General features: G+C 65.4%; 12 protein-coding genes. 6 read left to right on the top strand and 6 right to left on the bottom strand.

What is annotated here, in order from left to right; translation table 11 throughout:
- Positions 1-889 precede the first annotated feature (889 nt).
- Together oxlT and CNE_RS39475 are read left to right on the top strand one after the other, a co-directional pair.
- On the top strand, positions 890-2,209 hold the full coding sequence (oxlT, locus tag CNE_RS25255) for an oxalate/formate MFS antiporter (RefSeq protein WP_013953132.1): 1,320 nt from the start codon (positions 890-892) through the stop codon (positions 2,207-2,209).
- A gap of 197 nt (positions 2,210-2,406) precedes the next feature.
- On the top strand, positions 2,407-2,700 hold the full coding sequence (locus tag CNE_RS39475; protein ID WP_013953131.1) for a DUF2917 domain-containing protein: 294 nt from the start codon (positions 2,407-2,409) through the stop codon (positions 2,698-2,700).
- On the opposite strand, the gene CNE_RS25250 is transcribed toward CNE_RS39475, so the two are convergent.
- Positions 2,669-3,601 carry a LysR substrate-binding domain-containing protein gene (locus CNE_RS25250; protein ID WP_013953130.1) on the bottom strand — a complete coding sequence of 311 codons (933 nt, stop codon included), beginning with the start codon at positions 3,599-3,601 and terminating at the stop codon, positions 2,669-2,671. The two genes, CNE_RS39475 and CNE_RS25250, sit on opposite strands and share 32 nt — an antisense overlap.
- Before the next feature lie 174 nt (positions 3,602-3,775).
- On the opposite strand from CNE_RS25250, the gene CNE_RS25245 reads away from it, so the two are divergent.
- Positions 3,776-5,065 carry an MFS transporter gene (locus CNE_RS25245; RefSeq protein WP_013953129.1) on the top strand — a complete coding sequence of 430 codons (1,290 nt, stop codon included), beginning with the start codon at positions 3,776-3,778 and terminating at the stop codon, positions 5,063-5,065.
- Positions 5,066-5,233: 168 nt separating this feature from the next.
- On the opposite strand, the gene CNE_RS25240 is transcribed toward CNE_RS25245, so the two are convergent.
- The 3 genes from CNE_RS25240 to CNE_RS25230 form a co-directional block, all read right to left on the bottom strand.
- Positions 5,234-6,451: a polysaccharide pyruvyl transferase family protein gene (locus CNE_RS25240; RefSeq protein WP_013953127.1), complete on the bottom strand. Its 1,218-nt coding sequence runs from the start codon at positions 6,449-6,451 to the stop codon at positions 5,234-5,236.
- Positions 6,452-6,630: 179 nt separating this feature from the next.
- Positions 6,631-7,833, bottom strand: a complete 1,203-nt coding sequence (locus CNE_RS25235; protein WP_013953126.1) for a chromate transporter — start codon at positions 7,831-7,833, stop codon at positions 6,631-6,633.
- 24 nt (positions 7,834-7,857) lie between these two features.
- Entirely contained in the window at positions 7,858-8,814 is a 957-nt protein-coding gene (locus CNE_RS25230) for a chromate resistance protein ChrB domain-containing protein (protein WP_013953125.1), read from the bottom strand.
- A gap of 121 nt (positions 8,815-8,935) precedes the next feature.
- Between CNE_RS25230 and CNE_RS25225 the strand changes: the two genes are divergently transcribed.
- Positions 8,936-9,436 carry a helix-turn-helix transcriptional regulator gene (locus CNE_RS25225; RefSeq protein WP_228772340.1) on the top strand — a complete coding sequence of 167 codons (501 nt, stop codon included), beginning with the start codon at positions 8,936-8,938 and terminating at the stop codon, positions 9,434-9,436.
- Between the two features lie 81 nt (positions 9,437-9,517).
- Positions 9,518-10,387, top strand: coding sequence for a dienelactone hydrolase family protein (locus CNE_RS39470; RefSeq protein WP_238553093.1), 870 nt, complete (start codon positions 9,518-9,520; stop codon positions 10,385-10,387).
- Here CNE_RS39470 and CNE_RS25220 read toward each other — a convergent pair.
- Positions 10,312-11,322 (bottom strand): tripartite tricarboxylate transporter substrate binding protein, encoded by a 1,011-nt coding sequence (locus CNE_RS25220; RefSeq protein ID WP_013953122.1) that lies wholly within the window; start codon positions 11,320-11,322, stop codon positions 10,312-10,314. The genes CNE_RS39470 and CNE_RS25220 overlap by 76 nt on opposite strands.
- A 26-nt stretch (positions 11,323-11,348) precedes the next feature.
- Complete coding sequence (locus CNE_RS25215) at positions 11,349-12,530, bottom strand: M20 aminoacylase family protein (protein WP_013953121.1); 1,182 nt, start codon at positions 12,528-12,530, stop codon at positions 11,349-11,351.
- Between the two features lie 155 nt (positions 12,531-12,685).
- Between CNE_RS25215 and CNE_RS25210 the strand changes: the two genes are divergently transcribed.
- The gene (locus CNE_RS25210; protein ID WP_013953120.1) at positions 12,686-13,594 is read left to right on the top strand and encodes a LysR family transcriptional regulator; all 909 of its coding nucleotides are present in this window, start codon (positions 12,686-12,688) and stop codon (positions 13,592-13,594) included.
- The last annotated feature ends 56 nt before the right edge of the window (positions 13,595-13,650 follow it).

The following is a 13,650-nucleotide window of genomic DNA, read 5'->3' as shown; positions in this document are numbered from 1 at the left end:
GATCTTGTCTACAGGGCTTGCCTTCCGACCCGGGTAGCGGTGCCTCTGGTCGCCTGCAAATCGAAACCCATCATGACAAAAATGCCATCTTCTGAATCGGCCAAAATGGCGTTCAGGGTGTTTCGGTAAATCCGTCAGGGTTTTCGAGGTGTTTCTGGCCGCTGCCCGGCAATAAGCATTTTTATTTGTTTATCTGGCTCGAATAATCGCCTATAACTGCATCTACATGCTGCGGCTGATGTCACGCATCATGCCTACGCCCGCCAGGCTTGCCTGCGGGCATTTTTTTTGGGGACGCGAGGATGCTGTTTGTACGGTATTAATCGATCTGATTTATTTAGCTCATCATTCGACGCAGTCAAAATCATGACATTTCTGTAATCATGACATTTTTGTAATCATGCTGACTGACCGGTGGGTGGACTTCCGGGCATTACAAATTCGTAATGATTAAATTTAAGTCCTTTTCCTCATTCATTCAAAACGAACGCTCATCTATCGGCGGCGATTCGCCTGGAAGCGGCTCCAGCAAAGGGTTTCATGGGCATCGGGTGGCGCCTGGCGACGCCTTTCTCCGGGGGCGATGATGCATATTCAGCGTGAATATCCGGTGCCGATCCTTCCCCGTCATAAATTCAGTGAAAACCCTGCTATCCCTTTCTCTTGACTTGCTTGATATATCACATACTGTGTATCCCATCGCCACTCCGAACTTGAAGAGGGGTGAGGGCGGAGACCTCAGGTCGGCGTCGGAATAAGAGGCAAATAAATGCCAATGACACAGGAGACATGAAATGCCAGCAGCCACCCTTATGCTGAGGCGAAGCGCGTCCGCATACCCGCCCGCACCCCCGCAATTGAATGGTCAAAAGATTCAAGGAGCGCGCAAATGAATAATCCATCGGCAGCGCTGGGCGCTAATCGCCAGGTCCCGGAAGGCACACGCTGGCTGCAATTGATTGTCGGTGTGGTCTGCATGATCGCCACCGCCAATATCCAGTACGCCTGGACCTTGTTCGTCCCTGAGATCCAGGGCACCTACGGCTGGTCGCGCGCCAGCATCCAGATCGCCTTCACCGTTTTCGTCCTTGTGCAGACCTGGTTGGCGCCGATCGAAGGCTATTTCATCGACAAGTTCGGCCCGCGCATGATGGTTGCCTTCGGCGCGGTCTTCATCGGCGCGGCATGGTGCATCAATTCCCAGGCGACTACCCTGATGGGCTTCTACGTCGGCGCAGCCGTTGGCGGCCTTGGCGTGGGCTCGATCTACGCCACCTGCATCAACAACGCGCTCAAGTGGTTCCCTGACCGCCGTGGCCTTGCGGTGGGCCTGACCGCGGGCGGTTACGGCGCCGGCTCCGCGGCGACGATCCTGCCCATCGCGGCCATGATCGAGTCGCAGGGCTTCCAGCACACCTTCCTGTTCTTCGGCCTGCTGCAGGGCGGGCTCGCCTTTGTCGCGGCGTGGTTCCTGCGCGCACCAAAGGGTAGCGAGGTGAGGGCATCGCAGAAGCTGGTCCAGGCCACGCGCGACTACACGCTCAAGGAAGCGATGTCCACCAGGCTGTTCTGGCTGATGTTTGTGATGTTCATCCTGGTCGTCACCGGCGGCATGATGGCCGTGGCCCAGCTTGGCGTCATCGCCAAGGACCTGGGCGTGAAGGAGTTCAAGGTCGACCTGCACTTCTTCGTGATGGCCGCACTGCCGCTCGCGCTGATGCTCGACCGGATCATGAACGGCATCTCGCGTCCGCTGTTCGGCTGGATTTCGGACAACATCGGCCGTGAGAAGACCATGGTCATCGCCTTCACCCTGGAAGGCCTTGGCATCATCGCGCTCGGCTACTTCGGCAGCAACCCGTACGCCTTCCTGATCCTGTCGGGCGTGGTGTTCCTGGCCTGGGGCGAGGTCTACTCGCTGTTCTCGGCACTTGCCGGCGATGCCTTCGGCACCAAGCACATCGGCAAGATCTACGGCGTGCTCTATACGGCCAAGGGCATCGGCGCACTGTTCGTGCCGGTCGGCAACCTGATGATGGAGGCGAGCGGCACCTGGTCGACGGTGCTCTACACGGTTGCGGCCATGGACCTGACCGCGGCCTTCCTGGCGATCATGGTCTTGCGGCCGGTGCTGGCCAGCCATGTTGCCACCTCCAGGAGTCTTTTCTCGAAGGAGACGGCGGCGGCGGGGACGCAAGTGCCAGCCTGACGGACAGGTCCGCAGGCGTTTCGCGGCAAGACGGGCGGGCATCTTCGGAAGCCCGCCTTTTCGTTTACCAGGGACTCGGCAATCCCGGTGGCTTTGCCGGGCCGTATGCGATCGGATAACGCATGGCTGGCCGACGCAATGCTCATGGCAAGCCGCGACGCCGGCTCGCACAATGAAATGGCTCACCGGAGCCTTTCATGCCATACACCCTTTGCCTTGAAGCGGAATGCCTGCGCTTGCGACTGCGGGCCGGCGCGGACCTGGTCTGCCGCGGCGGCAGCCTGTGGCTGACGTTCGAAACACGGGACAGGCCGTCCCCGGACGTCCTGCTCGCACCCGGCGAGCGCTATCAGCTGCATGGTGACGCCGACGTGTTTCTGGCGGCGCTGCACGGCGCCGGCCCCGTTTTGTGCGGGATCGAGGCGCCGCCACCCCCGCGCCGTGCAGGCTTCCCCTGGCTCAGGTGGCTACGGGGCTCGCACGTGTCCTGACGGTGTGTGCGGCTTCCTGGCAAATCCACTCGGCTACACACCTGACGTCCTCGCGCGGATCGGCGGAGGCATGGACCAGCCAGTATGCGTTGGGGCTCGGCGGCGCTTGTAGCGCCGTCGGCACGATCACCAGCTGGCCGCCATCGATCAGGGGCCGCACCAGCTCGAGCCGGCCCAGTGCGACGCCCTGTCCCGCCAGCGCCGCGTGGATGACCTGGTCGTACTGATTGAAGCGAAGCACGCCGTGCTGGCTCGCCTGGCGGTAGCCGCGTGGCTCGAGCCAGCTGCGCCATTGCAGCCACGGACGGGGATCGTCGAATTCCAGCAGCGGCAACTGAAGCAGCGCCTCGTCGTGCCGGGCGACCCCGGCCACCAGCGATGGATGGGCAACCGGGGCGATGTTTTCGCCGAACAGGCGCACAGCATCGGGCGGCGCCGCGGCGTCGCGGCAGTAGCGCACGGCGAGGTCGATGCCCTCGGCACGCAAGTCGCTGATACGGTTGCTGGCGGACAGGCGCACATCCAGATGCGGATGCGTCTTCTGCAGGTTCCCCAGCCGCGGCAGCAGCCACAAGCCGGTCACGCCGATGCTGGCGGTGACCGTGACGGCGCGCTGGCCCTCGTTGCGGCGCACTTCGGCTACCACGTCCTGCAACTGCTGCAGTGCGCTGTCGGCGCTGCGAAACAGCCGTTCGCCCTCGGCAGTGAAGGCCACGCCGCGATGCTTGCGCACGAACAGCGGCACCTTCAGCTGCTCCTCCAGCGCGTGGATCTGCCGGCTTACCGCCGACTGCGTCAGGCACAGGTCGTCCGCTGCCTGCGTAATGCTCATGCGTCGGCCGACAGCGACGAAGCCTTTGAGCAGGTCGAGCGGAAACAGCCGGACAAGCGGGACGGACATGCGGTGGCCTCCTGGCAGATTCGCGATACGCCATTACAGCACGATCCCCGGCCCTCTTGCCATGCGCGGCGCGCATGGCAAAACGACCAAATGATCGTTTGAAGCACGGCGCCGGGGCGGCTGCAATAGAGCCATCGCGCGCCTGCCGGCGCCATTGTCCGACAAGGGGCCGTCATGACTTCTCGCCTGCCGCACACTTGCGCCGCCATCGCCACGCCGCAGTCCGCCACGCCATGGTGGCGGGAGTTGTGGGTGCTCGTGCTGGCGGGCGGCCTGCTGATGGGGCTGGCGTTGGGCGTGCGCCATGTGCAGGGTTTGTTCTTGCTGCCCATCATCGCCGAGCGCGGCTGGACCCGCGAGACCTTCGGCTTCGCGATGGCGGTGCAGAACCTGGTCTGGGGGCTGGTGCAGCCCTTCACTGGCATGCTGGCCGACAGGTACGGCTCGTGGAAGGTGATGGCCGGCGGACTGGCGTTATATGCCGCCGGACTTTGCGGGATGACACAGGCCGACACGTCACCGGCCTTCGTCTGGTCGGCAGGCGTCTGCATCGGCATTGCGCTGTCCGGCACGACCTTCGGCGTAGTGTATGGCGCGCTGAGCAGAATGGCTGACACCGCGCAGCGCAGCCGCGCACTGGGCCTGGCCGGCGCCGTCGGCGGCATCGCGCAGTTCGCGCTGGTGCCGGCCGCGCAGGGGCTGCTGGTCACATCGGGATGGGCGACCACGCTGCTGATGCTCGCCCTGGCACTGGCCGTGCTGCTGCCGCTTGCGCTGCCGTTCGAGGACCGGATTGCCGCCGCGCCGGCGCCGGCCGCGGACGAGACCAACGCGGCCCGCGGCCAGCCGTCGCTGCTCGGCGCGGTGCGCGAGGCATTCGGTCATTCCGGCTTCTGGCTCCTGAACCTCGGCTTTCTTGCCTGCGGCTTCCAGCTCGCCTTCATCGCCAGCCACCTGCCCGCCTATCTGCTGGATCGTGGCATGCGTCCGGCCGACGGCATGGCCGCGCTCGCCATCATCGCGCTCGCCAATGTGGCCGGCATCTACGTGTTCGGCCTGCTGGGCGGGCGCCACAGCAAGAAATACCTGCTCGCCGGGATCTACCTCGTGCGCACCGCGGCGATGGCGCTGTTCCTGCTGCTGCCGCTGAGCACGCCCACTTTGTACTTGTTCTGCGCGGCGATGGGCTTCCTGTGGCTCGGCACCGTGCCGCTGACCAACGGGATCCTCGCACAGGTGTTCGGCGTGCGCTATCTCGCCACGCTGTTCGGCTTCGTGTTCTTCGGCCACCAGCTGGGCTCGTTCCTCGGCGTATGGCTGGGCGGGCTCGCGTTCGAACTGACGCGCTCGTACGACCTGGTCTGGTTCAGCGCCATGGCGCTGGGCGTACTGGCCGCGGCCTTGCACTTCCCGATCGACGACCGGCAGATTGTCAGGACCGGCCTCGCGCCTGTGCGGTCATGAGTCTGCGCCGCGGACCGGCGCTCGGCATATGGCTGTCGGTACTCGGCCTGGCGGGCCTGTGCATGGTGGCACTGACATCTTGGCTCGACCCGACTTTTGCGCTGGCGTGGGTACAGCTGATGGCGATGTGCCGATAGCAGTCGTCATGCCCCGCGGGACTCGATCGTGCTAGTTCTCCTGAACCAACTGGAATGCGGTCCTGCAGGCCTTGGCCCATTCCCTAGCCAATTCCCTACGCTGCGCGGTCCGGGACGCCATCGCTTCGTCCAGGCCGGCCGCAAGATCCTGCACGGTGACCGCGGCCGGCGCCCCGGCCGCGCCCCAGGCCGCGGCAAAGGCGATTTGCTTGCTGGTCCCAGGGTGTTGTGCGGCCCGGAGCAGGCCAAGCCATGGCAGGAAAAATGCGCCGGCGACAATGCCGCCGTGCAGGCTGCTGCCGACAAAACCCTGGCTGTGCGCAATCAGCGCACAGATATCCCACAGGTTGAGCGAGTCGAACAGGACCACAGGCGTGCCGCGCAGCCGTGCCGCCAGGCGCTGGTAGCAGGCCAGGTCGTCGTGCCAGGGCGCGGCGCCGGCGCGAAACAGCACCAGGCCCAGGATCCTGGTCCGGGCGATACGTTCGAGCTGGGCGGCCAGCTGTGAAAGGGTATCGTCGTCGCCAAAATCCGCGCTGAACTGCACGGCCAGGTATCCGGCAGGGAACCCTGACACGATGCGGGCGCACTCGCCCTGGCGGGCGCGCCGGCGGATGCAGTCGCCGAACAGCTCGGCCACCAGCACGGCCGGATCAGGCTCCGGGCGGCAGTCAATGCCGTTCTCCGCGAGCATGGCCCGGGTCTGATGGTCTCGTATCCCGACGCTGGTGGCGGCCCCGAGCTTGGCCACCACCTCGGCCCGCATGGCAGGCTCAACCGATCCAAAGTCAATGCCGCCGGCGGCGTGGACAATGACACGCCGGACATTGGCAAAGATGCCGGCCGGCAACAGGTAGGGGACCCGGTCCCGTACGCCCAACTGCGCCTGGGCCCAGACCGTCCGCTCGTGCGGCCGGGCATCGAGCAGCGCCACCACCGCCCGGGCTTGCTCGGGAGGCTGCAGCATCACGGCCGCCTCCCAGAGCGAGCAGGTCAGGGTTTCGCCACCCACATGGATGACATCGACGGCGCTGTCGCCCACGGTGGCTGCCAGCCGCGCTAGGGTGTGGACCCGATGGCCGCCATGGATTCTCAGGTTGCGCTCGGCCAGGCCCCCGTAGAACGGGTTGGCCTGCCCGATCAGGCTTCGCACCACATGCGGCAGCAGCAGGTCACCGAAGTTGTGGCGATCGAAAGCGCCAAACAGGATCGTGGGGAAGCCGGTGGTCCCTGACCGGGAGGCTGGCATGGCGTTCGGCAAAAAAAGTTGGCGCCCACGGGGTTCTCAGATCCGCATCGGGACGCCTCCTCCGTAGGATTAGATTCCCTAAAGCCGCCCATCGCAAGTGGCTTCGGCCACCAGGGCAGTGGGCCGGTTGCGCGCCCGAGACCGCAAAGCGATCTCATAGACTCGGCGCGGCACCCCCCTCAATGATGCATGAGCGGATAGACCACCAGGCCGATCAGCGCGGCGCCGGCCACGATCACGGGTTCGGGCAGCTTCTTGAATTTGAGCAGCAGCGCCACCGTGCAAAGCGCCAGCAGCACCGTCGGCACATCCACGATCGAACGCCTGGCCAGCACGATCACCGCGCCGGTGATGGCTCCCACCGCGGCAGCGGTCACGCCATCGACAAAGGCTAGGATGGCGGGCAGCTTGCCGTATTTCTTGAAGTAGGGGGCCGGCAGGACGGTGAACAGGTAGCACGGCAGGAAGGTGGCCAGCGCCGCAACCGACGCGCCCGGAAAGCCGGCCACCAGGTAGCCGATAAAGCCAACGGTGATCACCACGGGGCCGGGCGTGATCATGGCCACCGCCACGGCATCCACGAACTGCTTGTCATTGAGCCAATGGAAGTCGGTGACCACGCTGCCGTACAGGAACGGCACAATGGCCAGCCCCGAGCCGAACACAAATGCGCCCGCCTTGGCAAAGAACACGGCAATCTGCGCCAGCAGGGGCCAGTCAATGGCGCCGGCCACGCCGCCGGCCAGGGGCAGCTGTGTCGCCGCGGCCGCGTGCAGGCCGCCCTGGCGCAGCCATTTGGGCGGGGCGCGCCAGAACCACACCAGCAGCCCGGCCGCGAGGAACATCCACGCGATTTCGGATTCGGTGACCACCGTGACCGCGGCAAGTACCAGGTAGATCGCCCACAGCAGGCGGTCCTTGCCCACGCTCTTGGTGGTGAGCTTGTACGCGCTGATCGCAATGATGCCGATCACCGCGGCCCCGACGCCGTAGAACACGGACTGCATCCACGTCAGGCCGCCAAAGCGCACATAGGCCCAGCCCAGCGCCAGCACCATCAGGAATGACGGCAGCACGAACGCGATCCCGACCAGCGTCGCGCCCGCGATCCGGTAATGGACATAGCCCAGGTAGATGGCCAGTTGCGCGGCCAGCGGGCCAGGTGCCAGCTGTGCCAGGGCCAGCCCCTCCTTGTAGTCGGCGTCGGTGATCCACTGGCGCCGGTCTACCAGGTCGCGATGCATATAGCCGGCCAGCGCCACCGGACCGCCGAAGCCGAGCGTGCCCAGGCGCAGCATGTAGCCGACCAGCTGCCAGAGGGTGTAGCGCGGCCGTTCCGTGAGTGCGGCCGGAGGGGTTGGGGCCTGGGAGACGTTGCTCATGTCGTGGACCTCAGGGGCATGGTGCTATCGCTTTCCGGAAAAATGCACATAAAGGGAATCCAGGGTACGGCCGATTTCGGCCAGCAGTGCGTCGTCATCCGCCAGGTGCTCGCGCGCGCCGGCAAGTACGGCTTCGAAGCCGCTGGCTTCGGGCACCTGGGCCCCGCCGATATCCAGGGCGTGGACCATGCTGGCCAGGCGGGCCAGTCCGCGGTCGGCGTCCAGCCCGAAGCTGGCCAGCAGCACCTCAAATGAAACCTTGTCGCCCACATGCGTGAAGGCGGCGCCGTCGAAGTCGAAACCCAGCGCGTCATGCGGGCAGTCCGCGGGATGCTCCAGCCACAGGAAGCGCGCATGCGGGTCAATAAAACGCTGGATCAGCCACGCGCAGGCAACCCGGTCCACCCACAGGTGGCGCCGCGTTGCCCAGTCGCGCCCCTGGTATTGGGCAGGATCCCGGCGCGGGATGCCGCCGCTTGCAGGCTGGGGCTCGCCTGGCGAGCGCAGGGTTTCGACCGCACTGTTGAAGTCCCGCCATTGCAAGGCGGCGTTGGCCGAGGCGTCGTTGGGGAAAAAGTCGGTCCCGGCGATGGCATCAAAGGCACGGCCGTGCCGGCGCAGCAGGCGGGCGATCCCGGCTTCATCCTGGCCGGACAAGCTCTTGCGGTCCTCGGAGAGGGCGGCCAGCCAGCCGGCGTAGTCGGCCGTGCGGTCAAACAGTGTCCGGTAGGCGTGAGCCTCCGCCGGATCTTGCGCGCGCACGTTCAGCAGCCAGGCCTGGCCGCCTTCCTGGATGGTTTCATCGGCCAGGTCGCGCAGTTGAGCGCTTTGCGCGCTTGCCGTCGGCAACAGATAGGCGCCGTCGCGCAATGCAGCGCAGCCTAGTGCCTTGAGGGCTCGCCAGATGCGCATCCGGGCAGTAGCGCCCTTGGTTGGCAGGCTGATGACGAGGAGGGTCCACAGTTCCGGAGCTGGTTCCATGGGCCGATACTAAGTATTTGTAGAGTGTTGATCAACTATGTAGCGATCTCTACAAATTCATCTGTGAGTGCCTTTATCACAAGGCGCGCCGCGGCGGCCACACCGTCAACTAGCGCCGGTAGTGCTATTAAATGCCCTGGCCGGATACCTTGGGGATGGCGCGGCCCACGCGCTCAGCGCCGACCTGAGCGCCGCCTGGACGCCGGCGCGGATTGCCTGCCAGCTGGACGCGTGGTTGCTGCAGCGCATGACGGCTATCCGGCCGCCTGCGGAACTGGCGACGATCAGGGCGGCGCATGCGCTGCTGCGCCAGGGACGGCAGGTGCAGGAAGTCGCCAGCCTGACCGCCGTCAACCGGCGCCAGCTGAACCGCTGGTTCGAGCGGCACCTTGGCCTTGGCCCCAAGCAGTTGATGGACCTGGAGCGATTGCAGTTCAGCATCCAGGCCGTGCAACGCGGCGAGGGCGACGCGCTGTCGGGCTATAGCGATCAGCCGCATAAGATCCGGAGCTGGCGACGGCGCCTGGCCCAGACGCCGGGCGACTATGCGCGCAACGGGCCATCGCCGCTTGCCGAGTACTTCGGACGCCTGCCAGACGATGCCCCGGCCTTCTATCTCTGACGACGCAAGCACCTGGCGTCCCAAACGTTCAATACAGCGCTCCCAGCCTGCCGCATTCTGGCGGCTCGAAAGAAGCATGCTATGGACGCCGGGAAACTGCCGCTGGAACGATCGTTGGTCGAGTACACGGATGGCACGACTGTCTTCGAAGGGTATGTAGCGCGGCCCGCCGGGCTGGCGCAACGCACGCCGTGCGTGCTGCTGGCCCATGAATGGAGTGGACTCAACGCCGCGATGCGCCGCTGCGCCGACCAGCTCGCGGCACTGGGCTACATCGGCTTTGCCGCAGACGTGTACGGCAAGGGCGTCCGTGGTGACGAGCTGGGAGACAACGCGCATCTCATGGGCCCGATGATGGCCGATCGCCGCCTGTTTCGCCGGCGCCTGTTGGCCGGGTTCGATGCGGCCACCAGGTTTCCCGGAGTCGATGCGCACCGGATGGCCGCGCTCGGGTATTGCTTCGGCGCCCTGTGCGCCCCGTATCTGGCGCGCGCGGCCCCGCCAAACCTTCTGGCTACCGTCAGCTTTCACGGGGTGCTCCACGCGCCGCGGATCGGCCCGCAAGCACCCATCACCTCCAGCATCCTGCTACTGCATGGTTGGGAAGACCCGGTCGCGCCGCCGAACGACGTTCTCGGCATTGCAGGGGAACTGACCGGCGCCGGCGCGGACTGGCAGCTACATGCCTATGGCCATGCCCGGCACGCATTCACGTTCGAGGGGCGAATCTTCCGGAACGTGGCATTGCCTATGATGCGGCGGCGGACCGCCGGTCCTGGGCGGCAATGCAGGCCTTCCTGGCCGAACGGCTTGCCCCGGGTGTGTCACCCAAGGCAGCCTGACCGGCCAGCTCAGGCGCCTGCTGCGACAAGCCTTCAGGACGCGTTGGTCTTGCGGCCCACGTTCCGGATCAGTTGTGTGACACGTCCCAGGTACTGGTCGAAGACCTGATTCGCCTGCTCCTGGCTGTCGATCGGCTGTGCGACCGTACGTCCCTCGGCTTCCAGCTTGGCCCGGATCTCGGGCTTGGCCAGGGCTTCGCCAATCGCCTTGCGCAGTACCGCCACCCGGCTCGCGGGCGTGCCCTGCCTGACGAAGTAGCCGCCGCCGATCGAGTACTCGAAGTCGGGCACCATCCGGCTTTGCGAGATCAGCGGAATATGCTTGAGTGCCGGGGGCAGAGCCCTGGCGAAGCTGCTTAGCACCTTCAGCCGGCCCTGTTGCTGCATGCTGTCGAAACTGGACTGGTAAGGCAGGATGGCAAAGTCGACCTCACCGCCGGCAAGGCCCTGCAGCGCCGGTGCGCCGCCCTTGTACGGCACGTGCAGGAAGGGCACGCCGAGCCGGGCAGCGAGGGCATCGCCCATGAGGTGATAGATGGAGTCGATGCCGACCGTGGCGTAGGTCAGCGGTTTTCCCTTGCTTTGCTTCGCATAGTCCAGGAACTTGTCCAGGACATCGACGGCAATGCCGTTCCTGACGAGCAGCACGATGTTGGCGTCGCTGATGGGTGCGGCCAGCTGGAAGTCCTGCGGCTTGTAGCGCGCCGCCGGGTTGAGCATGGGGGCCAGGAAGACCTCGTTGATCGACCCGTGGAAGAAGGTGTAGCCATCAGCCGGTGCGCCCAGCACCTTGTTGGCGCCGATCAGCCCAGTACCGCCACCGTAGTTCTCGACGATCACCTGCTGCCTGACGCTCTTGCCGATGGATTCCCCGAAGATGCGGGCAGAAGTGTCGCTGGCACCGCCGGCCGGGTAGGGGACCACCAGGGACAGCGACTTGGCGGGAAAGTTGTCTGCGGCAAAGGCCGGCAGGCCGGCCAGCACGGAGGTGCCGGCGGAAAGACCGGCGTATTGAAGGAAGCGGCGGCGGTTCAGTGAAGCCATGGCGGATGTCCCCGGGGAATTGTTGTTCAAACCAGATAGCTTTGCGTCAGGTGTGCCCAGAATGCGGCACCGACAGGCAGAGCCTTGTCATTGAAGTCGTACAGGGGGTTGTGGACCATGCAACCGCCATCTTCGCCCAGGCCGTTGCCAAGCCGGATGTAGGCACCGGGCCGGTGCTCCAGCATGTAGGCGAAGTCCTCGCTGCCCATCACCGGCGGGCGCTCGACCACGTTGTCCGCGCCCACCAGCCGGATCGCGGCCTGGCGCGCGCGCTCGGTCTGCGCGTCGTGGTTGACCAGCACCGGGTACTTGCGTTCGTAGACGACCTCGGATTGCAGCCGGAAGCTCTGGGCCTGGGCGGCGACAAATTCGCTGATGCGCGCCTCGACCAGCGTGCGCACCTGCGGGTCCAGCGTGCGCACGCCGATCTTGATCGTTGCGCTATCGGGCACGACGTTGTAGGTGGTGCCGGCCTGGATGGAGCCCACCGTAATGACCGCCGACTTGAGCGCATCGATCTCGCGGCTGACGATCGATTGCAGGCCCAGCACAATGCTGGCGGCGCACTGCATGGCGTCGATGCCATGATGCGGCATGGCGCCATGGGCGCCGCGGCCGCGCAGCGTGACCGTGGCGCGGTCGAACGAGGCCATGGCAGGGCCGGCGATGACCCCGATCTGGCCGACCGGCAGGCCCGGGGAATTGTGCAGCGCATAGATTTCGTCGCAGGGGAATTGCTCGAACAGCCCATCTTCCAACATGCGCAGCGCACCGCCTTCGTTCTCTTCGGCCGGCTGGAAGATCAGGTTCAGCGTGCCATTGAAATCGGCGGACTCGGCCAGGTACCTGGCGGCGCACAGCAGGATCGCCGTGTGCCCGTCATGGCCGCAGGCGTGCATCTTGCCGGCGATGGTGCTGGCGTAGTCCAGGCCGGTCTTCTCCTGGATCGGCAGCGCGTCCATGTCGGCGCGGATGCCCAGCGCCTTGCTGCCTTGCCCCTTCCTGAGCCTGCCCACGACACCGGTGGTGCCCATGCCACGATGCACTTCGTAGCCCCATGCCGCCAGCCGCCCGGCGACCAGGTCGCTGGTCCGGCGCTCTTCAAAGGCCAGTTCGGGGTGCGCATGGATCTTTCGGCGGATCTCAACGAACTCCGGCGACAGGGTCTGGATGGATTGGTGCAGATCGGCAAGCGGGGCCTGGTTCATGGCGGTATCGGAGCGTGGTCGTCCACCGCATTCTCCACGCATGCGCTTGCCGAAACCATGACAATGGTAAGAGCGAAACGTTGCATAATTTGCAACATTAGAAGAATCCGCGCGCTGCCGTCCTGGGCCGGCGCCGCGAGCCAGAGGAGGAAGACATGGAAGATGTGCTGGACCGCAAGCGCGCGCTGTGCCTGTTGCAGATCATCGAGACCGGCACTGTGCGCGGCGCGGCCGAGGTGCTTGAGTTGGATCCGTCGGTGGTGAGCCGCGCCGTGGCGAAACTGGAGCAGGATACCGGGCTGACTTTGCTTGAGCGGCGCGGGCGGGGTGTTGTCGCCACCGATGCCGGGCGCCTGCTGGCGCTGTTTGCCCGGCGCCAGCAGGACCTGAACGATACTTTCCTTGCCGAGGTCAACAACCTGAAGAATGCCCGGCGTGGCCACGTGGAGCTGGTCTTTGGCGAAGGCTTCGTCGACCTGGTGCTAGATCCCGTGCTGCAGGGCTTCCTGCGCAAGCATCCCGACGTGAGCTGCAGCATCCAGGTGGCCGGCACCGATGAAACGGTGCGGCATATCCTGGAGGACCTGGCGCATATCGGCTTTGTCTTTCAGCCGCCCGACGATGTGCGCCTGCGCTCGCACTATTCAAGGCTGTCGCCGATCCGCGTGCATGTGCACAAGGACCATCCGTTGGCGCGCAGGCGCCGCGCGCTGACGCTCGCGGACCTGGCGCCGCACCAGGGAGCGGCGCTGACGGAATCGTTCGGTGTGCGCAAGCATATCCAGGCGGCGGAGCTGGACGAGCACGTCACCCTGAAGCCGATGCTTGTGACCAACTCGTTCAAGGTGCTGTGGGAATATGCAGCGATGGGGCTGGGCTACATCATGACGGCACGCTCGGTGGCGCTGAAGGAGCCGCAGTTCAGGCAGCTGGTGTCATTGCCGCTGGCCAATCCCATCCTGAACAATAGCCGCATCCACATCATCACCCGGACCGGCCGGCACCTGTCGCCGGTGGCTGACAGCTTGCTGCGGCACCTGGTGAAGGCGTTCCCGCTGGTCTGAAGCAACTGTGCTCCCCGGGGGAGCGCCTGTTTGTATGTACCCGTGGGCACCCGGGA

This window comes from Cupriavidus necator N-1, from assembly GCF_000219215.1.
In the GTDB taxonomy this organism is placed as follows: Bacteria; Pseudomonadota; Gammaproteobacteria; order Burkholderiales; family Burkholderiaceae; genus Cupriavidus; species Cupriavidus necator.
This window is presented reverse-complemented; position numbering and strand designations above follow the sequence as displayed.

What these genes read in the sequence shown, in the direction of transcription:
- CNE_RS25245 (WP_013953129.1), top strand. Translation starts at nt 3,776, where the DNA reads ATGACTTCTCGCCTGCCGCACACTTGCGCCGCCATCGCCACGCCGCAG.
- CNE_RS25210 (WP_013953120.1), top strand. Translation starts at nt 12,686, where the DNA reads ATGGAAGATGTGCTGGACCGCAAGCGCGCGCTGTGCCTGTTGCAGATC.
- CNE_RS25215 (WP_013953121.1), bottom strand. Translation starts at nt 12,530, where the DNA reads ATGAACCAGGCCCCGCTTGCCGATCTGCACCAATCCATCCAGACCCTG.
- CNE_RS39470 (WP_238553093.1), top strand. Translation starts at nt 9,518, where the DNA reads ATGGACGCCGGGAAACTGCCGCTGGAACGATCGTTGGTCGAGTACACG.
- oxlT (WP_013953132.1), top strand. Translation starts at nt 890, where the DNA reads ATGAATAATCCATCGGCAGCGCTGGGCGCTAATCGCCAGGTCCCGGAA.
- CNE_RS25220 (WP_013953122.1), bottom strand. Translation starts at nt 11,322, where the DNA reads ATGGCTTCACTGAACCGCCGCCGCTTCCTTCAATACGCCGGTCTTTCC.
- CNE_RS25230 (WP_013953125.1), bottom strand. Translation starts at nt 8,814, where the DNA reads ATGGAACCAGCTCCGGAACTGTGGACCCTCCTCGTCATCAGCCTGCCA.
- CNE_RS39475 (WP_013953131.1), top strand. Translation starts at nt 2,407, where the DNA reads ATGCCATACACCCTTTGCCTTGAAGCGGAATGCCTGCGCTTGCGACTG.
- CNE_RS25250 (WP_013953130.1), bottom strand. Translation starts at nt 3,601, where the DNA reads ATGTCCGTCCCGCTTGTCCGGCTGTTTCCGCTCGACCTGCTCAAAGGC.
- CNE_RS25240 (WP_013953127.1), bottom strand. Translation starts at nt 6,451, where the DNA reads ATGCCAGCCTCCCGGTCAGGGACCACCGGCTTCCCCACGATCCTGTTT.
- CNE_RS25235 (WP_013953126.1), bottom strand. Translation starts at nt 7,833, where the DNA reads ATGAGCAACGTCTCCCAGGCCCCAACCCCTCCGGCCGCACTCACGGAA.